The sequence below is a fragment of the Paenibacillus polymyxa genome (assembly GCF_015710975.1).
Taxonomy (GTDB): Bacteria; Bacillota; Bacilli; order Paenibacillales; family Paenibacillaceae; genus Paenibacillus; species Paenibacillus polymyxa.
The window spans coordinates 1,687,779-1,707,518 of sequence record NZ_CP049783.1 but is presented as its reverse complement, the minus strand read 5'-3'; the positions used below and the strand labels follow the sequence as shown (position 1 = coordinate 1,707,518).

The following is a 19,740-nucleotide window of genomic DNA, read 5'->3' as shown; positions in this document are numbered from 1 at the left end:
CCGATGGGAGGTTTGTCTGTTAAACACATCAGGGGATGGTCCCTGACACTTGCTCTGATCGCGCTTTTTATCCTAATTGTACTGCCGTTGCTGCAAATCTTCATCCAAAGTGTGTATGTTGATGGGACATTTCAATGGGCTGCGCCTTTTCGAACGTTAGCTGCTTCTCAATTTGCAGGAGTGCTATTCAACTCGATCTGGCTAGGCATCTGTGTGATCGCAGGAACGACCGTCCTTGCACTTCCGCTAGCCTGGATCATGTCCAACACCCGACTCGCACACTGGCGCTGGTTGGATGTCGTGCTGCTGATTCCGTTTATGACTCCGCCCTATATCGGTTCCATGGGATGGATCCTGTTTATGCAAAAAAACGGGTATATGGAGCAGTTGCTCCCGGATATGCATTTCTTAACGGCTTCCTTCTTCAGCCTTGGCGGCATGGTGATGATCATGAGCCTGCATCTGTTTCCATTCCTGTACCTGCTGCTACGCGGGGCGCTGGTGAGGATTGGCGGCAGTCTGGAAGAGGCGGGTGCTGTCATGGGCGGAGGCTTTCTGTACAGGTTCCGTCGAATCATTTTACCGCTGCTACTATCGGCATACGGAATGGGTGCGCTGCTCATTTTCGTTAAAACGATTGCCGAGTTTGGCACACCCGCTACCTTTGGGCGACGTATCGGGTATGAGGTTATGACTTCTGAAATTCACAAATATATTTCCAGTTGGCCCATCGATTTTGGCAAAGCGACGTCCATGGCCTCGGTGCTGTTAACGGCCTGCCTGCTTATGTGGTATGTGCAATCGGTGATCAACCGAAAGTTCACATACAGACTGATAGGGGGTAAAGGTTCCCGTCCTTCCCGTCTTCGTGTATCCAGCTGGACTACAGCACTGAGTGTCATGTTCATCCTATTGCTGCTCATCGCAGCTATTGGCATCCCTTACTTTTCAATTATTGCGGCCTCCTCCATGAAGCTGCGGGGAATCGGATTGGCATGGAACAACCTTACACTTGACTATTACAAGGAACTGCTGTCGTGGGGTTCTGAAAGCATGGAAGCGCTACTGAACAGTGTATTTCTCTCTTTGGGTGCATCGACGCTTGCTGTGGTGCTGGGCACCTGGTTTGCGCTTGTTATCGGTGGATCACGCACGAAAATCCAACGGACAGTTGATGCATTCAGTTTACTTCCGAATACAGTGCCGGGAATTGTTATGGTGGTGGGTCTGATTTTGTGGTGGAATTCGCCGTGGATGCCCATTCCATTGTATAACACATATGGCATGGTCATTCTGACGTATGTTATTTTGTTTGTTCCTTATACGGTACAGTATGTCAAAAGCGCCTTTACACAGGTGGACACTGGTCTTTTTCATGCGGGACAGGTATTCGGCGGGCGTCCGTCTTACATATTCCGCCGGATTGTACTGCCGCTGATTGGACCGGGGATGCTCGCTGGTTGGATGATGACCTTTACCATTGCTTCACGGGAGCTGGTAGGATCGTTGCTGATTTTACCGCCATCCGTCCAGACGTCTGCAACCTATATATTTGCCCAGTTTGAGCAGGGACAGGTGTCGCTTGGCATGGCGATGGCTGTTATATCGGTTGGTTTGACCACACTGCTACTGATCTTAATGGAAAGCTTAAACTCGCGGAGAAAGTGGAAATGATGATGACCAAGCTTAGGATTTGGGGTGGAGCGGGCGAACATGGCCGCTCCTGTTATGTTTTTGAAGGAAAGCAGCATCGTATCATGCTGGATTGTGGCGTAAAAAAGGAAGGAACCGGGCAATATCCGGTTTTTCCGCCACAGAAGGTGAAGGAGCTAACTACTGTTTTGCTGTCTCATGCACATGAGGATCATTCCATGGCGCTCCCCTTACTGTACAAGTATGGATATCGGGGAGAGGTCTGGACGACCAAGGCTACCGCTGAGCAGCTGGGATCCTATTTTCGCTCCTGGCAAACTTATGTTGAATCGAGAGACGGCGAATTGCCCTACAGTGAACAAGATATCCAATCTATTACCTATCGCTATCTAGAAGACGAAACGCCGTCAGGAGTGTGGCATGAAGCTTGTCCGGGTGTGAGAATGATGTGGGGACGCAGTGGACATTTGGCTGGTGCAGTGTGGTATATCGTAGAAATGGAAGGGAAGCGGCTGTTCTTTTCTGGAGACTATAGCCGTGAATCTGAGCTTCTTGCTGCCGATGCACCGGACTTGTGTATGGGAGAGGGGGTAGATGACCTTCCTGGATGCAAGCCAAAGTCCAATCTAGTGGACATATCTATCATGGACAATGCCTATGGTATGGACATAGACCCGCAGCCTGTTAAGCTGGAGCGGCTGAGGGTCGAGATGGAGCAGGTATTATTGTCTGGCGGCCATGTGTTGTTGCCAGTGCCTGCCTTTGGCAGAGGACAGGAATTGATCGTATGGGCCAGCGAGCAATTTCCTGAACAAGCAATAATTATAGAGCCTGACCTGTGGCACGGATTGAAACAGTTAAATCGATGGAAAGAGTGGCTACGTCCGGGAGCTTCCACACGAATAAAACATGTGTTGAACAGTGACAGGGTGTTTGTGCCTCGTGATACTGCGGGACGGATAAGTCTGCTGGAACGGAACACGGCCACTATTATCGTAACAAGAGACGGCATGATGGATTCCCCGCAGGCGCGTTGGTATTATCAATATCTTTCGGATCACCGCAGTATGCTGATCGATGTGGATAGCGGGGAGGATATTAGGAACAGTGTGATATTGACCGGGCATGCTTCCAATGGTTCTTTTGGTAAACATCTGTTGGAACGTGCAGACGCCAATGACATCTGTATAGCTCGGCATTTGATTTACAAGGTGCACCAAGGATTATCGGATGTACGGCAAATGCTGAAGGAGATGCCTAGCAAACAGGTTGTACTCGTTCATGCACCCAAATTGCAGACCGACCTTGTACGAGATGAGTTAATAAGAGAAGGAAATAATGAACATGGAGGTCCTGCCAGAGAAGTTCACTCTTTGGAGCCAGGTGCAACGATAGAGGTTTAGTATTCATCAGATCGTGGTTCACTTTGTGCCCTCTTGCATCAATCGGAAGGCATCCACTTCTCCAAGCTTGGTGGAGATGGAAGTGCGTCCAGCACTTTTACGAAGGCGTAGCGGTGTGGCAGTGCGCTTAAGCAGCGCTTTAATTTCTCCGGGCTCCAGTTCCGGTCTCAGTGAAAGGAGAAGTGCGATGCTCCCGGTCACATGGGAAGTAGCCATAGAGGTGCCGCTCATTTCATGATGCTTTCCATGAATCCAGGAGGATCTGATCTTCTCACCGGGTGCATACACGTCTACGAATTGCCCCCGATTGCTAAAAGGAGCGATACGTCTGTATTTGTCGGTAGCTCCGACTGAAATCGTCTGGGAATAGCGGGCCGGATAGTCAATACTTCGACGCTTACCCTCATTTCCCGAGGAAGCTACGATTACAATGCCGTTATGATATGCTTTATTCACCATATCAAGCAGTGCCTTGCTGCGCGACTTCATACCAAAGCTCATATTAATAATATCGACACGATTTAATACACACCAGTCGATACCAAGAATGATGTCAGAGACATAGGCGGCTCCATTATGATCGAATGCTTTTACAGGATGAATTAAAGCCCGTGGTGCTACGCCAACCATACCCTCGTCATAGTTGGATGCCGCGATGGTTCCAGCAATATGAGTGCCGTGGCCGTTGTCGTCATAGGGTAGCATGGTCCGGTTCAACAAATTGATACCTCTGGCAAGGGAATGGCGAAGATCAGGATGATGAAAATCAGCTCCTGTGTCGATCACACCGATTCTGACCCGATTCCCTGTCGAGGAAGGCCAAGCCTTGTATGCACGTACCTGTTTGACTCCCCATGGCATAGAAATGCTTTTCTCTGCTTTCGGTATATAAGCCGTTTCTGCATGAACCTTTATGCGGGTATCTTCTTCAACGGTAACACCGTGGTGATATTTGCCCAGCCTGTCTCCCCCTGAAAGCGGAGCGATGAGAGCACGGATTAGCCTAGCCGGTTGTACTTGCCGTAATCCCGCAAGCTCAGGTTTCAGCTTCCTGAGATAGGACAGGCATTCCCGGTATTGGTGAGGCTTATCGAACGTGATAATCTGTTTGTTCCGTCCACTGCCGGACGGCTCCGAAATACCCTCATGCAAACGCTGCAAAAAATCCGGATAGTCCATTTGAGACGGTCCCCCTCCGATGAGCCATGCTGAGGTATTGTATGAGCAAGCGTCAGCTACGGCATGGGAAACTTGCCCCTTTTTTATGGAAATAGGCCTGCTTGTCGTGTCAAAGTAGCTATGGACACATACGATACATGGAGGGCATAAGCTCTTGTGCAACAACTTTGGGAGGCCTCTCCCGGAGCGGGTACAGTCGGAGGCGGGGGGAACCCCGTCTTTTTACGTGTGCCGTCTTGTGCAGAGGGATATTCTTGGAAATTATGACGATACCCATGTTTAACTTGCAATTTGCTTCCAAATAGGTTTTACTTAGTTTTGATAATGGATATGTTAGTATTGCATGTATCGTGTATGCTCTGAAACATGTTCTTGTGAATTACGTGTGAGAGGAAGTGTCCCTAGGTGAGTACACCACTCAACTTGAAGATTGACCCGGAGAAAGTCCACGAGACTCCAATGGTGGATTTGGCATTTATGGTATTGAAAGCAGCCAATACTCCATATTATTACCGTGACCTGATGAATGAAGTCGCCAAATTGCGCGGCTTGTCCGACGAAGAAATTAATGACGTTATTGCTCAGCTATATACTGAAATCAACATTGACGGGCGTTTTGCCTGTGTCGGTACGAATCTGTGGGGCTTGAAACGTTGGTATCCGGTAGATAAATCCGAAGATGCCCTGACAGGCGCCAAGCGTCCTCGTATCATTAACGATGAAGACGATGACGACGAAGATGACTATCATGAGGAAGAAGAAACATACAACTCCGATGACGACTTCGATGCAGATAGCGAAGACGAGGATGGCGAAGACGAGCTGTTCGACGGAGAAGATGACGATGATAGTGACGATGACGTAGTTATTGACGATGAAGACCTCAGTGATGAGGAAGATACAGATGATGAAAATGACGATGAGTCGATCGAAGACGACGACGATTCACTTCGTTAGGAACAGGTTGCAAGGGGAGATACGCTCTCCCCTTTTTCATGACCGTTTTCTTGAAACCCCTGCTGATTTATAGCTTTCAGATAGATTTATTCCAATCAGGTTCAAAGGACAAATTAACACAGATAACTTCCTTGACAGCGGATTGGACACGGGGTAAACTATTGCTTGGGCTTATGATTGATTCACTTATATGTTTGCTTTTTGTATAAAAGTGCCCCGTACTACGGGAGTGCTTTTTTGTTTTTTATAGGGGTGTTTTCACTCATGAAAGAGGGCTAAGGGCGGCGGATTGGAAAATATAACCGCTGCCTTCTTCATGGATGATAATCCGTGCAAACGGGTTACGATAACATCATAATGTCGCCTGAATTTTTGCATCTTATCTAGGAGGGTTTTGAACAGTGACGAAGTATATTTTTGTGACAGGCGGGGTTGTGTCTTCCTTGGGCAAAGGGATTACGGCAGCTTCACTGGGGAGGCTTTTGAAGAACAGGGGACTGAAGGTAACGATTCAAAAATTTGATCCTTACCTGAATGTCGATCCAGGTACCATGAGCCCTTACCAGCACGGTGAAGTGTTTGTAACGGATGATGGTGCGGAAACGGATCTCGACTTGGGACACTATGAGCGCTTTATTGATATTAATCTGTCCAAGAACAGCAATGTCACAACAGGCAAGGTATATTCCAGCGTGATCAGCAAAGAGCGTCGCGGAGAATATTTGGGCGGTACCGTACAGGTTATCCCTCATATTACGAACGAAATCAAGGAGCGCGTGTACCGTGCAGGCCGTGAAGCGGGTTCGGATGTCATTATTACGGAAATCGGCGGTACTGTAGGCGATATTGAAAGCTTGCCATTTTTGGAAGCCATTCGTCAGCTTAAAAGTGAAGTTGGGCGCGAAAATGTGATGTACATTCACGTAACGCTCATTCCTTATATTAAAGCTGCTGGTGAGGTTAAAACCAAACCAACTCAGCACAGTGTGAAAGAACTGCGCAGCATCGGCATTCAACCGAATGTCATTGTTTGCCGTACAGAGCATGAATTGTCCTCCGATATGAAGGCTAAAATTGCATTGTTCTGCGATATTGATGCGAATGCAGTGGTAGAATGCCGCGATGCTTCGACTCTCTACGAGGTTCCGTTGAACCTACGTGAAGAAGGTTTGGACGAAATCGTAGTTAACCACCTGAAGCTGACAACACCTGCACCGGATATGACCGAATGGGAAGGGTTAGTTGATCGAATCAGCAAGTTGGACAAAACGGTTGAAATTGCTATTGTTGGTAAATATGTTGCGCTACATGATGCATACTTAAGTGTTGTTGAGTCACTTTCTCACGCTGGATTTGATGCAAATGCGGACGTGAAAATCCGCTGGGTGAACGCTGAAGAAGTAACGGACGAGAACGTAGCTGACATGCTGGGCGGCATTGGCGGTATTCTCGTACCAGGTGGCTTCGGCGATCGCGGAATTGAAGGCAAAATCAGCACCATTCGTTATGCACGGGAGCAAAAAATTCCGTTCTTCGGTATTTGCCTGGGTATGCAGGTATCTGTTATTGAGGTTGCTCGTTCCCTGGCTGGTCTCGAAGGAGCCAACAGCTCGGAAATTAACCCGGCTACCGATTATCCTGTCATTGACTTGCTTCCTGACCAAAAAGACATCGAAGATTTGGGCGGTACCATGCGTCTTGGCCTGTATCCATGTAAACTGGTGGAAGGTTCCCTGGCAGAGGCTTGCTACAACGACGAGCTGGTGTACGAGAGACATCGTCATCGGTACGAATTCAATAACGAATATCGTGAAGTTATTGAAAAAGCAGGTCTTCGTATTTCTGGTACTTCACCGGATGGACGTTTGGTGGAAATTGTCGAGCTTCCTGAGCATCCATGGTTCCTGGCGGTACAATTCCATCCAGAATTTACTTCCCGTCCGAATCGTCCACAGCCTTTGTTCCGTGAATTTGTAAAAGCGGCATTGCAGCTTCAAGGTTAATGCTACAGCTTGAAAGACCTCCTTTGGGAGGTCTTTTTTTTATCCCATGCTTCCTGATTATGAAAGAATATTCCACAATTATGTATAAGAGCAGGATCTTCTTTTTGCAGGAGCGAATATAGTTTTAGGTATGGGACGGATATTGTACGTCATCGGACGCTGTTATGGCAATAGCTGCATGATCCTCGTTTTAAGATCTTAGGAGGTTAAAACATTGGAAAAGAAAAAAGTATTAATCGTCGATGACCAGAATGGAATACGGATTTTACTGATGGAAGTGTTCGGAAGTGAGGGTTATGAGACCTTTCAGGCAGCGAACGGGAAAATTGCTCTTGAGATTGTTGAGAAGGAACCACCTGATCTGGTTCTGCTCGATATGAAAATTCCAGGTATGGACGGACTTGAAATTCTGAAGCACCTAAAAAGCATGAATCCCGACATCAAGGTTATTATGATGACAGCGTATGGAGAACTGGACATGATTAAAGAGGCGACGGAGCTAGGTGCACTTATGCATTTTACCAAGCCCTTTGATATTGATGAAATGCGGATCGCCGTGAACAAACAACTCAGAGGTGACTAGGGAAGTCATTTTGGTTGAGAACTCTGTTAACAAAACAGGGTTTTTTGTTTGTGATTATGGGAAATACTGAAAGTAAATCCTCTCCTTATACAATTCTATGGAAAAACGGCGTCCTGAGCGTGATTTTTGTATGTGTTGATATGCAAAAGCTTGTTTAGTATTTAACATGGGTTGTGGTATAATAAGCCCGTATGTGATGTCGGCTAAAAATATAGACAAACCCAAACACCTTTAGGAGGACTGTAACCATGCCATTGGTATCTATGAAAGACATGTTGAACAAAGCACTCGAAGGAAAATATGCAGTAGGTCAATTCAATATTAATAACCTGGAGTGGACTCAAGCTATCTTGGGCGCTGCTGAAGAAGAAAAATCCCCAGTAATCTTGGGTGTTTCTGAAGGCGCAGCACGTCACATGGGCGGATTCTACACTGTTGTTAAAATGGTAGAAGGTCTTATTCATGACATGAAAATTACGGTTCCAGTTGCAATTCACTTGGACCACGGTTCTAGCTTTGACAAATGTAAAGAAGCAATCGACGCTGGTTTCACATCTGTTATGATTGACGATTCCCACAGCCCAATCGAGAAAAATATCGAAACAACGAAGAAAGTTGTTGAATATGCACATTCCAAAGGTGTTTCCGTTGAAGCTGAAGTTGGAATGGTTGGCGGTCAAGAAGATGATGTTGTAGGTGACGTAATGTACGCTAAGCTGGACGATTGTGTACGTATCGTTAAAGAAACAGGCATCGATACACTGGCTCCTGCACTGGGTTCTGTTCATGGACCATACAAAGGTGAACCAAACTTGGGCTTTAAAGAAATGGAAGAAATTCGCGATGCTGTGAAAATGCCACTCGTTCTTCATGGCGGAACAGGTATCCCTACACATGACATCCAAAAATCCATTTCCCTGGGTACTTCCAAAATCAACGTAAACACTGAAAACCAAATCGCATTTGCGAAAGTGGTTCGTGAAGTGCTTGCTGCAAAACCAGATGCTTACGATCCACGTACATTCATCCAACCAGGTCGTGAAGCAATCAAACAAACAGTTATCGGTAAAATCCGTGAGTTCGGTTCCAACAACAAAGCGTAATAAGTTCCAACTAGTCATGCCTCTGCATAGACTGGATGCATTTCTTCGTTGTAGCTGTAATTATGCTGCACAAAATATTTAAATCTGTACAGTTGAATAGTGTGGTATGGAAAGCACACCGCTTAGCCGGTGTCTTTCCATTTTAACCACTTAAAAAGTTGAAAGTTTATGGTTTCAGTTCATTGTTTGACCGACTGCAAAACACGTAGGGGGACCCTCAAGCTTATGGAAAAATTGATGATCACCGGTGGACGGCCGCTTCAGGGTACAGTTTCCATCAGCGGTGCCAAAAACAGTGCCATCGCCTTGATTCCCGCAGCCATTCTGGCAGAGTCGGAAGTCATTTTGGATAATTTGCCGCTGCTCAGTGATGTGGCGGTGTATTCCGAAATATTGGAGGAGCTTGGCGCAAAGGTTACCTGGGAAGGTAGCCAGATGAAGATAGACCCTTCCTCCATTAAATCCATTCCCATGCCGAATGGACCTGTTAAGAAATTACGAGCCTCTTATTATATGATGGGGGCCATGCTGGGCAGATTCAAGGAAGCGATCATCGGTTTGCCAGGAGGATGTAATTTTGAACCCCGGCCCATTGATCAGCATATCAAAGGTTTTGAAGCGCTGGGTGCCACGGTTACGAACGAGCACGGCGCTATTCATTTGCACGCCAAAGAACTGCGCGGCACCAAGATTTATTTGGATGTCAGCAGCGTAGGAGCAACCATTAATATTATGCTGGCGGCCGCACGTGCCAAAGGCGCCACAACTATCGAAAATGCGGCTAAAGAGCCTGAGATTATAGATGTAGCAACTCTGTTAAACTCCATGGGGGCGATTATTAAAGGCGCTGGTACGGAGACAATTCGTATTGAAGGTGTGTCGGAGCTGCATGGTTGCCGTCATTCCATCATACCTGACCGTATACAAGCAGGCACTTATATGATTGCTGCTGCGGCAACCCGTGGAAATGTATTGATTGACAATGTAATCCCCAAACATATGGAGGCTCTCACTGCCAAAATGCAGGAAATGGGCATCGGCATCGAGGAATATGATGAAAGTATTCGCGTACTGGGTGCACCTTCCTATGGGCATGTCGACGTTAAAGCCTTGGTATACCCCGGCTTCCCCACAGATTTACAATCTCCCATGACCAGCTTGCTAACCCAAGCTCAGGGTGTCAGTGTGTTGAGCGATTTTGTGTACAGCAATCGTTTTAAGCACGTCCCTGAACTGGTGCGAATGGGGGCTAAAATTCGCGTAGAGGGTCGGTCTGCCATTATTGAAGGTGGTCAACTGAATGCGGCTAAAGTGAAGGCTGCAGATCTGCGCGCCGGAGCGGCCCTTGTCATTGCTGGACTTACAGTAAGCGAAGGGGTAACCGAGGTGGCAGGTGTCGAGTATATTGACCGTGGTTATGATCATCTCGTTTCGAACCTGCGTCTTTTAGGCGCAGATGTGTGGCGGCAGACTGAGTAATTAAACCATGTACTTTGTTTGAATTTACTGTAACCAAAGCGGAATAACGGGTAACACCTATGCAGCCGCTGCTTGGTATAAGATTTGGTCCATACCTAACAATCTTTTATCAAAAAACCGGAATAATTCGGTATAATTCAGGCAGCTGGCTGCATAACTTTATTTGTTTTGGTTAAAATTATGTTGATGGTGTTTATGATATCATTGTCTATCATTTAATTGTATGAATGGACTTAATAATTGAATAGGTGGTTATTATATGGATCTGCAAATTTCCGATCTGGAAGAAATGAAGCTGACCGACCTGTACAAGCTGGCCAAGCAATACCAGATCCCGTACTACGGAACGCTCAAGAAGAAAGAATTAATTTTCGCCATCCTGCGCGCACAAGCTGAGAAGAGTGGATTAATGTTTATGCAGGGTGTTCTGGAAATACTTCCTGAAGGTTACGGCTTTCTGAGGCCGATCAACTATCTCCCGAGTACCGAAGATATTTACATCTCTGCTTCACAAATCCGCAAGTTTGACCTGAGAACGGGCGATCTCGTTTCCGGTAAATGCCGAACGCCGAAAGAAAACGAACGGTATTTTGGATTGCTTCAAGTTAACGCCGTCAATGGAAGAAGTCCTGAGCAAGCTGCTGAGCGGCTACATTTTCCTGCACTGACTCCACTGTATCCGCAAACCAAATTAGTCCTTGAAACTTCCCCCAACCATTTGTCTACGAGAATTATGGATGTACTGGCCCCTGTCGGACTTGGACAGCGCGGACTTATTGTGGCACCTCCCAAAGCTGGGAAGACGCTTCTCCTCAAAGAAATTGCCAATAGCATTTCTACCAACAATCCCGAGATTGAGCTATTTGTCTTGTTGATTGATGAACGCCCTGAAGAAGTGACTGACATGCAGCGTTCTGTCAAAGGTGAAGTTGTGGCCTCTACATTTGATGAACTTCCTGAAAATCACATCAAAGTGGCAGAACTGGTGTTGGAGCGTGCACTGCGTCTCGTAGAACATAAAAAGGATGTTGTCATCCTGTTGGATAGCATTACACGGTTGGCTCGTGCGTACAATCTTGTCATCCCTCCTTCTGGTCGTACTTTGAGTGGGGGTATTGATCCGGCAGCATTTCACCGTCCAAAACGCTTTTTTGGCGCAGCTCGGAATGTGGAGGAAGGCGGTAGCTTGACGATTCTTGCCACAGCGCTGATTGATACAGGATCTCGTATGGACGATATTATTTACGAAGAGTTCAAAGGCACAGGCAACATGGAGCTGCATTTGGACCGCAAACTGGCAGAACGTCGTATCTTTCCTGCGATTGATATTCGTCGTTCCGGTACACGTCGTGAGGAAGTGTTGTTGAACAAGGAAGAATTAGATACGATCTGGGCTATTCGTAAAAATATGACGGAAAGCCATGACTTTGTGGAAGGCTTCCTCAAAAAACTGCGTAACAGCAAAACTAACGCTGAGTTTTTAGCCTCGTTTGATTTGACAGCACCTTCTTCCAGCGGCTCGCAAGGTAGCTCTGGTGGCCAACAACGAAGAACTACGCGTTCTACCACAGCGTCGGTTCCCGCCACAACCAATTAAACCCAAACCATGTATTTTATCTGTTCCGTAAGTAGACAGCCATTACTATTCATATGGTTAATGGCGCGTTTAATGGAACGAAAGGAGCTCCATAATGTATTTGGTGTATGCCGACGAAAAAGGCAATGTATATGATCATGCTTCTTTGTATGGGCTTGCCCGTAGTGCAGACATGATTGTTGAAATCATGGAGGATGAGCTTATTCCGTTGCCGGAAGGAGCCACACTGGTAAGCCTGCCCAGCACCCGCCCGGTCGGTATGAACCCTGAAACAGGGGAAATGGTCTCTCTTCCGGGAAATATGCAGGCAGTAGGGGCTTTGTTACCGCAAGGCTTTACACGCCTGTGTCTGCCGGGATATGTGAAGACGGATAAGGAGTATAAACTCCCCTTGTTCGGTTATTCAGCCGTTGTCTGGAAAGATGGGGCGTTTTATGTAACAGCAGAGCAGAGTGACAGTCCTTCCAAATGGAATCCCGAAAACTGTGACCGCAATCAAGTTAAATTGGGAGTTCAGCGGATGACAGAGCAGTATCCCGAAAATAGGCTGTACCAGCATTTGTCTAACTGTGCGCTGGGGTACGAATGCCTTACTTCTTCGAATACGTTCCTGAATCGCTGGGAGGGGGGAGTTCCGGTATCTTATTCTTGTAATGCGGGCTGCTTTGGTTGTATATCTGAACAGCCGGATGACAGTGGTTTTGTATCTCCTCAGACAAGAATGAACTTCCGTCCCCGCGTGGAAGAGATTGTAGAAGTTATGTTGGAACATTTGAAGACACCTGAGTCTATCATCAGTTTTGGGCAAGGTTGTGAAGGTGAGCCCTCCACTCAAGCCAAACTGATTATTGATGCGATCAAAGAAGTACGTTCCGTTACAGATATGGGATATATTAATATCAACACCAATGCGGGATTGAATGATCATATCCGGGGAATTGTGGATGCGGGTCTTGATCTCATGCGAGTAAGCACAATTAGTGCATTGGACGACCATTACAATGCGTATTACAAGCCGCGCGGATACACGCTGGCTAATGTGGAAAAGTCACTCCGTTATGCGTCCGATCAGGGAGTGTATACGTCCATCAACTATTTGATTTTCCCGGGTGTAACAGACCGGGAGGAAGAAATTGAGGCAATGATTGAATTTGCCAAACGCACTAAGCTCAAGCTGATTCAAATGCGTAATCTGAATATTGATCCTGAAAGCTATCTGGAGTTGATTCCACCGGCTCAAGGGGAGATACTTGGTATGAAGCAAATGCTTGAGATTTATCGTGAGGAACTGCCGGATGTGGTTATCGGTTCTTACACTCATGTGCCGCCGCAAGGGCTAGCACGTCCCAAATTTGCCAGAACCTAAACGGTCGGGAGTTATTTGAAACACACTGATCTTACACTGTTTTGTGTGCTAAAAAGATGTTGAAACACTTATATTCAAGTGCTATAATTTGAACATGTGTTCATACAACTCTGGGCTGATAGGACGTTCAGGGCGGAAAGAGGTGAAAGTTAATGCAACAGGCTATTCAACCGAAGTATAACGTAACTAATGTTACTTGCGCTTGCGGGAATACGTTTGAAACTGGTTCTGTAAAAGAATCTCTGCGTGTGGAGATTTGCTCCGCTTGCCATCCGTTCTTCACAGGTAAGCAGAAGTTTATTGATGCTGGTGGACGTGTGGATCGTTTCAAAAAGAAATACGGTATGTAATAAGTTGCCGCAAGAGATAAAGTTATTAGAGCCTTCTGCAATTGCAGGAGGCTCTTTTTGTCGTTATTTGCTATTTGCATTTTGTGCAACCATGAGATATACTTATTTTCACCGTGCTAGATGGGGAGGTAGCGGTGCCCTGTAACTCGCAATCCGCTATAGCGAGGTTGAATTCCTGTTAGAGGTGTTGTTGATGTGAGGCTGGTCCCTGCGCACAATGTTGACGGTTGGGTCCTCCGCAATGAGTACTTGTGAACCTGGTCAGGTCCGGAAGGAAGCAGCCATAAGCAAGCCCACTCTTGTGCCGGAGGGTTGCCTAGCCCGAGTTGTTGCTCAGGGTTGCCGCTCGGATCACAACGATCAATAACAGGTGCACGGTATATACTTAGGAATTGGAACATCTTGGCGATTATGCGAAGGTGTTTTTTTTGTGCTTATAATTTGAAATGTGTCTGGTTTAGATTCGGACGGGAGTATAGTATAATGAAGTGACCATAAATGGTCATGAAAGTGAATGGGAAAGAGGGAACGCGCATTGGAACATATAGCGTTGTACCGTGCTTGGCGGCCGCAGGCTTTCAAGGACATGGTAGGACAACAGCATATTATCCAGACATTGCAGAATGCCATCCGCGAAAATCGCACGTCCCATGCCTACCTGTTCAGTGGTCCGCGAGGAACGGGTAAGACCAGTGCGGCCAAAATTTTGGCCAAGGCAATCAACTGTGAGCATGGACCTGCGCCGGAACCTTGCAACGAATGCGAAGCCTGTAAACGGATCACGGCCGGAGCGGTCATGGATGTACAGGAGATTGACGCAGCCTCTAACCGGGGTGTTGAAGAGATTCGTGATTTGCGCGATAAAGTCAAATATGCGCCCACAGAAGTGCGGCACAAGGTTTATATCATTGATGAAGTGCACATGCTGACGACGGAAGCGTTCAATGCGCTGCTCAAGACGCTGGAAGAGCCGCCGCCACACGTAATGTTTATATTGGCTACGACAGAGCCGCATCGGATTCCCGCGACAATTATTTCACGTTGCCAGCGTTTTGACTTTCGGCGAGTATCGCTTGAGGAGCAGACAGAGCGGCTTGACCTGATATGTCAACAGGAGAACATCCAGGCTGATTTGGATGCACTGCAATATATTGCACGTCTTTCAGATGGTGGGATGCGAGATGCGGTTAGCGTTTTGGATCAGATATCCTCGTTTACTGATGGCCGGGTTACGTATCAGCAGGTGCTGGATATGACGGGCGGGATCGCATCCGAGCAATTCGGTAAATTGGCCTTGGCATTACTGAAAGAAGATGTGGGCACAGTGCTCCAATTGATCGAGAACTTTATGCAGGAAGGTAAAAGTGCGGATAAGTGTATGGAGAATCTTCTGTACTATTTCCGAGATCTGCTAATGATCAAGATGGTGCCGCAGGCGACCAAAATGACAGAGCGAGTGCTGAATCCGGAGCAGTTTAAGGAAGTGGCAGATGCTTTTACCAAGGAGCAGCTCTTTGCAATGATCGACACCCTTAATCGTTATCAAGGTGAGATGAAATATGCCGTTCAGCCCCAAACTTTATTTGAGGTAGCTCTATTGAAGTTATGCAGCATTCCGGGGGAAGCGGGAACTGCGGCTCAGCCGACTGTACAGCGCTCTGGTGCTGCTGGTCAGGAAGAAGTGGCCATGTTAAAGCGCCAGCTTGCTGAGCTGGAAAAGAAGCTGGAACGTGCAATGCAAGGTGGCTTGGCCGCTGGAGCGGGTCAGGAGGCATCTTCAGGCGGTCGTCAGGCTTCTGGTGGTCGTGCCCCTGCTCCACGTCTTTCAGCGCCAGCTAAACTTCCTTCTCAGTTGGATCGCTATATCGCTGAGAAGTCAAGCGAAGCATTCGCAGCGGTGGGGCGCAAGTGGAGCCAGATTTTGCAAGGGGTAAAAGAGGCGAAAGTTACGGTTCATGCTTGGTTTATGGATGGTGAGCCGGTTTCTGTGTTAGAGGACAGTGTGCTGGTCGCGTTTAAAAACAACATTCATCGTGAAACTACCGAAAAGCCTGCCAATAAGCAGGTCATTGAGAAGGTTTTACATGAGCAGTTGGGTCATCCTTATCGTTTGGTAACGATGATGCAAAAGGATTGGAATGCTGCGATTGAAGGAGTTTCTGACCAGCCTGCCGAAGAATTGCAACTGGAGCCGGAGCATGATGCGCCGGGAAAGTCCAAGGAGCCCTGGATTGATGAAGCGATTCAGCTGTTCGGGGAAGACCTGGTAGTCATTAAAGAATAATGAAATGTAGATGTATACTTCATTAAAGGAGATGATTGAAATGAACAATATGAACCAAATGATGAAGCAAGTGAAAAAAATGCAGGAACAAATGCTGAAAGCCCAAGAGGAGCTTGGTGGGAAAGTAATCGAAGGTTCTTCTGGTGGCGGTGTGGTAACTGTAGAGGTAAGTGGACATAAAAAAGTGTTGTCCATCACAATCAAACCGGAAGCTGTAGATCCTGATGATGTAGAAATGCTGCAAGACCTCGTACTCACTGCAGTCAATGATGCTTTGTCCAAAGCGGATGAACTGGCTAATGATGATATGGGTAAATTTACAGGTGGTATGAAAATTCCGGGCTTGTTCTAGTCTACTCATAAAGGAGAAACACGCTATTGCATTATCCCGAGCCGATTGCAAAGCTGATTGATGCTTTTACGCGCCTGCCGGGAGTAGGCCCAAAAACAGCTGCCCGGTTGGCTTTTCACGTACTGAAAATGAAGGAAGATGATGTGATTGATTTCGCCAAAGCGCTGGTCAATGTAAAACGCAATCTTCACTTTTGTTCAGTCTGCGGCAATATTACGGACACGGACCCTTGTCGGATCTGTCAGGATAAGACGAGGGATGCTTCCGTCATTTGTGTTGTTCAGGATGCCAAGGATTTGGTGGCTATGGAGCGTACCAAGGAGTTTGATGGTTTGTACCATGTGCTTCACGGGGCAATCTCTCCGATGGAGGGGATTGGTCCTGAGGATATCAAACTCAAGGAGTTGCTGACCAGGCTCAGTGATGAACGCGTCAAGGAGTTGATTCTGGCTACGAATCCGAACATTGAAGGAGAGGCCACGGCTATGTACATTTCACGGCTAGTGCGTCCTTTTGAAATCAAGGTTACTCGTATTGCTCACGGTTTGCCTGTGGGCGGGGATTTGGAGTATGCTGACGAGGTCACCCTGTCCAAAGCACTAGAAGGCCGCAGAGAGCTCAATTAGTAGGTGTAGTTATACGTTATAAGTTCTGAGACTGAAATGTCCTTGGGACATCCTTGATTTGCTTAGGGAGCCGTTGCGGCTCCTTTTTTATTTGCATGAATAGATGGCTTTATAGTCGTTTCTGGTTCTAAGTTTGTCCTTTGTTCAATAAGTATGAATAAGGTGGTCTTGCAGACTGTACACATAATTCAGCTTGTGAGGAGGATGAATGAATGTGGGAACGGATGAAGCAAAATTTCCGTCGTCAGGAGAATGGGAAGACAGAAGCGGAGTATCGCCAGGAATTGTTTGCTCAGATTCGAGCTTCGCATGCGGAATGGTTAAGAGCACATCGTTTATTTCATGAAGCTACGGGTAAGGATGAAATCGACTACGCCATTTTTGTTCTGGAAGCTGCGGAGCGTAAATATCAAATACATTTAAAAAGCGCAAAGCAGCAAGGGCTACATCGTTTTCACCTGCCAGCAGATGAACCGGGGTATGCCAATGATGCTGACCGGGTTCACAAACGGAGAGCGGAATGAGAGGGGTAGTCTGGCTTGTCTTGATTGCCTGTGCCGGATTACTGATGTACCTAATCCTCAAAAAACGTCTGGGGATCGGTTGGTTTGTAGTATTCGGAGCGCATATGGCTCTGGCAGCTATTGCACTGTATGTTATCAATTATTCAGGGTGGATTACACAGGTGTATATTCCGATTAACCCAGTGACGATGGGAGCAGTAACGATATTAGGCTTGCCAGGAATTGCGCTTTTACTGGGACTGAAAATAATATTGTTCGGACAGGCTGTCTGAAAAACATTATTGTAGCAGTTGTTAGGGAAGGGGAGTGTGCAAAAAAAGGATGGGGTTTGGTTAGTCTAATGCGGTATTGTTTTATTTTATAAATTATAGTTGACGACGAATTCTGAAATGTGATACATTAATTCTCGGCCTTTAAAGCCCGGGAATTTTTTGTGTGAGCAGTGCTTAAATAAAATTGAAAATAATTTAAAAAAAGTGTTGACTTAAATCCCGACCGTATGTTATATTAATTAAGTCGCCGCTGAGATGCGGTGGTGAAACAAAGTGGAGTATTAATGAAGGTTTGATCTTTGAAAACTGAACAACGAGTGAGTAAACTGATTTTGTTCGCAAAATCAAACAATGAGATATTTTATCTCGTCAGTTTCAAAATGAGCTAATCGCTCTTTCTATAACCAACTTCGGTTGGTCTTTAATGGAGAGTTTGATCCTGGCTCAGGACGAACGCTGGCGGCGTGCCTAATACATGCAAGTCGAGCGGGGTTGTTTAGAAGCTTGCTTCTAAACAACCTAGCGGCGGACGGGTGAGTAACACGTAGGCAACCTGCCCACAAGACAGGGATAACTACCGGAAACGGTAGCTAATACCCGATACATCCTTTTCCTGCATGGGAGAAGGAGGAAAGGCGGAGCAATCTGTCACTTGTGGATGGGCCTGCGGCGCATTAGCTAGTTGGTGGGGTAAAGGCTTACCAAGGCGACGATGCGTAGCCGACCTGAGAGGGTGATCGGCCACACTGGGACTGAGACACGGCCCAGACTCCTACGGGAGGCAGCAGTAGGGAATCTTCCGCAATGGGCGAAAGCCTGACGGAGCAACGCCGCGTGAGTGATGAAGGTTTTCGGATCGTAAAGCTCTGTTGCCAGGGAAGAACGTCTTGTAGAGTAACTGCTACAAGAGTGACGGTACCTGAGAAGAAAGCCCCGGCTAACTACGTGCCAGCAGCCGCGGTAATACGTAGGGGGCAAGCGTTGTCCGGAATTATTGGGCGTAAAGCGCGCGCAGGCGGCTCTTTAAGTCTGGTGTTTAATCCCGAGGCTCAACTTCGGGTCGCACTGGAAACTGGGGAGCTTGAGTGCAGAAGAGGAGAGTGGAATTCCACGTGTAGCGGTGAAATGCGTAGAGATGTGGAGGAACACCAGTGGCGAAGGCGACTCTCTGGGCTGTAACTGACGCTGAGGCGCGAAAGCGTGGGGAGCAAACAGGATTAGATACCCTGGTAGTCCACGCCGTAAACGATGAATGCTAGGTGTTAGGGGTTTCGATACCCTTGGTGCCGAAGTTAACACATTAAGCATTCCGCCTGGGGAGTACGGTCGCAAGACTGAAACTCAAAGGAATTGACGGGGACCCGCACAAGCAGTGGAGTATGTGGTTTAATTCGAAGCAACGCGAAGAACCTTACCAGGTCTTGACATCCCTCTGACCGGTCTAGAGATAGGCCTTTCCTTCGGGACAGAGGAGACAGGTGGTGCATGGTTGTCGTCAGCTCGTGTCGTGAGATGTTGGGTTAAGTCCCGCAACGAGCGCAACCCTTATGCTTAGTTGCCAGCAGGTCAAGCTGGGCACTCTAAGCAGACTGCCGGTGACAAACCGGAGGAAGGTGGGGATGACGTCAAATCATCATGCCCCTTATGACCTGGGCTACACACGTACTACAATGGCCGGTACAACGGGAAGCGAAGGAGCGATCTGGAGCCAATCCTAGAAAAGCCGGTCTCAGTTCGGATTGTAGGCTGCAACTCGCCTACATGAAGTCGGAATTGCTAGTAATCGCGGATCAGCATGCCGCGGTGAATACGTTCCCGGGTCTTGTACACACCGCCCGTCACACCACGAGAGTTTACAACACCCGAAGTCGGTGAGGTAACCGCAAGGAGCCAGCCGCCGAAGGTGGGGTAGATGATTGGGGTGAAGTCGTAACAAGGTAGCCGTATCGGAAGGTGCGGCTGGATCACCTCCTTTCTATGGAGAATTGTTTCCTGCAACGGAAACATTC

16 protein-coding genes, 1 rRNA gene and 1 other RNA gene are annotated in these 19,740 nt (G+C 47.3%); 17 read left to right on the top strand and 1 reads right to left on the bottom strand.

Annotated elements, in window-relative coordinates; genetic code table 11:
• The first annotated feature begins 3 nt into the window (after positions 1–3).
• Together G7035_RS07730 and G7035_RS07725 are read left to right on the top strand one after the other, a co-directional pair.
• Complete coding sequence (locus tag G7035_RS07730) at positions 4–1,674, top strand: ABC transporter permease (RefSeq protein WP_019685776.1); 1,671 nt, start codon at positions 4–6, stop codon at positions 1,672–1,674.
• A complete protein-coding gene (locus G7035_RS07725) occupies positions 1,671–3,056 on the top strand; it encodes an MBL fold metallo-hydrolase (RefSeq protein ID WP_019685777.1) in 1,386 nt (461 codons plus the stop codon). Before G7035_RS07730 ends, G7035_RS07725 begins: the two co-directional genes overlap by 4 nt.
• An 18-nt stretch (positions 3,057–3,074) precedes the next feature.
• Here the strand turns inward: G7035_RS07725 and G7035_RS07720 are convergent, their stop codons facing one another.
• Complete coding sequence (locus G7035_RS07720; RefSeq protein ID WP_019685778.1) at positions 3,075–4,235, bottom strand: S8 family peptidase; 1,161 nt, start codon at positions 4,233–4,235, stop codon at positions 3,075–3,077.
• Positions 4,236–4,640: 405 nt separating this feature from the next.
• Here G7035_RS07720 and rpoE point away from each other — a divergent pair, with 405 nt between their 5' ends.
• From rpoE to G7035_RS07645, 15 genes are all read left to right on the top strand, one after another.
• The gene (gene rpoE, locus G7035_RS07715) at positions 4,641–5,192 is read left to right on the top strand and encodes a DNA-directed RNA polymerase subunit delta (protein ID WP_013368770.1); all 552 of its coding nucleotides are present in this window, start codon (positions 4,641–4,643) and stop codon (positions 5,190–5,192) included.
• A gap of 401 nt (positions 5,193–5,593) precedes the next feature.
• Positions 5,594–7,195 (top strand): CTP synthase, encoded by a 1,602-nt coding sequence (locus G7035_RS07710; protein WP_016818572.1) that lies wholly within the window; start codon positions 5,594–5,596, stop codon positions 7,193–7,195.
• 214 nt (positions 7,196–7,409) lie between these two features.
• Entirely contained in the window at positions 7,410–7,778 is a 369-nt protein-coding gene (locus tag G7035_RS07705; protein ID WP_014599366.1) for a response regulator, read from the top strand.
• A gap of 248 nt (positions 7,779–8,026) precedes the next feature.
• Positions 8,027–8,881, top strand: a complete 855-nt coding sequence (fba, locus tag G7035_RS07700; RefSeq protein ID WP_016818574.1) for a class II fructose-1,6-bisphosphate aldolase — start codon at positions 8,027–8,029, stop codon at positions 8,879–8,881.
• Between the two features lie 225 nt (positions 8,882–9,106).
• Positions 9,107–10,360, top strand: coding sequence for a UDP-N-acetylglucosamine 1-carboxyvinyltransferase (locus G7035_RS07695; protein WP_016818575.1), 1,254 nt, complete (start codon positions 9,107–9,109; stop codon positions 10,358–10,360).
• A gap of 259 nt (positions 10,361–10,619) precedes the next feature.
• On the top strand, positions 10,620–11,957 hold the full coding sequence (gene rho / locus G7035_RS07690) for a transcription termination factor Rho (RefSeq protein WP_019685779.1): 1,338 nt from the start codon (positions 10,620–10,622) through the stop codon (positions 11,955–11,957).
• A gap of 94 nt (positions 11,958–12,051) precedes the next feature.
• Positions 12,052–13,323 (top strand): radical SAM family protein, encoded by a 1,272-nt coding sequence (locus G7035_RS07685; RefSeq protein ID WP_019685780.1) that lies wholly within the window; start codon positions 12,052–12,054, stop codon positions 13,321–13,323.
• A 152-nt stretch (positions 13,324–13,475) separates the two neighbouring features.
• A complete protein-coding gene (gene rpmE, locus G7035_RS07680) occupies positions 13,476–13,673 on the top strand; it encodes a 50S ribosomal protein L31 (RefSeq protein WP_016818578.1) in 198 nt (65 codons plus the stop codon).
• Between the two features lie 111 nt (positions 13,674–13,784).
• Positions 13,785–14,051, top strand: an RNA gene (gene ffs / locus G7035_RS07675) — signal recognition particle sRNA large type.
• A gap of 157 nt (positions 14,052–14,208) precedes the next feature.
• Entirely contained in the window at positions 14,209–15,957 is a 1,749-nt protein-coding gene (gene dnaX, locus G7035_RS07670; protein WP_019685781.1) for a DNA polymerase III subunit gamma/tau, read from the top strand.
• Positions 15,958–15,997: 40 nt separating this feature from the next.
• On the top strand, positions 15,998–16,309 hold the full coding sequence (locus tag G7035_RS07665) for a YbaB/EbfC family nucleoid-associated protein (protein WP_013368784.1): 312 nt from the start codon (positions 15,998–16,000) through the stop codon (positions 16,307–16,309).
• 26 nt (positions 16,310–16,335) lie between these two features.
• A complete protein-coding gene (recR, locus tag G7035_RS07660; RefSeq protein ID WP_016818580.1) occupies positions 16,336–16,935 on the top strand; it encodes a recombination mediator RecR in 600 nt (199 codons plus the stop codon).
• A gap of 212 nt (positions 16,936–17,147) precedes the next feature.
• Positions 17,148–17,459 carry a DUF2508 family protein gene (locus tag G7035_RS07655; RefSeq protein WP_016818581.1) on the top strand — a complete coding sequence of 104 codons (312 nt, stop codon included), beginning with the start codon at positions 17,148–17,150 and terminating at the stop codon, positions 17,457–17,459.
• Complete coding sequence (locus G7035_RS07650; RefSeq protein ID WP_016818582.1) at positions 17,456–17,731, top strand: pro-sigmaK processing inhibitor BofA family protein; 276 nt, start codon at positions 17,456–17,458, stop codon at positions 17,729–17,731. Before G7035_RS07655 ends, G7035_RS07650 begins: the two co-directional genes overlap by 4 nt.
• Positions 17,732–18,152: 421 nt before the next feature.
• Positions 18,153–19,706: ribosomal RNA gene (locus tag G7035_RS07645) — 16S ribosomal RNA — on the top strand.
• Positions 19,707–19,740: the final 34 nt, after the last annotated feature.

Excerpts from the sequence above, each read along its gene's own strand:
- G7035_RS07720 (WP_019685778.1), bottom strand. The coding sequence starts at position 4,235 with ATGGACTATCCGGATTTTTTGCAGCGTTTGCATGAGGGTATTTCGGAG.
- rpmE (WP_016818578.1), top strand. The coding sequence starts at position 13,476 with ATGCAACAGGCTATTCAACCGAAGTATAACGTAACTAATGTTACTTGC.
- G7035_RS07725 (WP_019685777.1), top strand. The coding sequence starts at position 1,671 with ATGATGATGACCAAGCTTAGGATTTGGGGTGGAGCGGGCGAACATGGC.
- G7035_RS07655 (WP_016818581.1), top strand. The coding sequence starts at position 17,148 with ATGTGGGAACGGATGAAGCAAAATTTCCGTCGTCAGGAGAATGGGAAG.
- G7035_RS07685 (WP_019685780.1), top strand. The coding sequence starts at position 12,052 with ATGTATTTGGTGTATGCCGACGAAAAAGGCAATGTATATGATCATGCT.
- G7035_RS07730 (WP_019685776.1), top strand. The coding sequence starts at position 4 with ATGGGAGGTTTGTCTGTTAAACACATCAGGGGATGGTCCCTGACACTT.
- fba (WP_016818574.1), top strand. The coding sequence starts at position 8,027 with ATGCCATTGGTATCTATGAAAGACATGTTGAACAAAGCACTCGAAGGA.
- G7035_RS07695 (WP_016818575.1), top strand. The coding sequence starts at position 9,107 with ATGGAAAAATTGATGATCACCGGTGGACGGCCGCTTCAGGGTACAGTT.
- rho (WP_019685779.1), top strand. The coding sequence starts at position 10,620 with ATGGATCTGCAAATTTCCGATCTGGAAGAAATGAAGCTGACCGACCTG.
- G7035_RS07650 (WP_016818582.1), top strand. The coding sequence starts at position 17,456 with ATGAGAGGGGTAGTCTGGCTTGTCTTGATTGCCTGTGCCGGATTACTG.
- G7035_RS07665 (WP_013368784.1), top strand. The coding sequence starts at position 15,998 with ATGAACAATATGAACCAAATGATGAAGCAAGTGAAAAAAATGCAGGAA.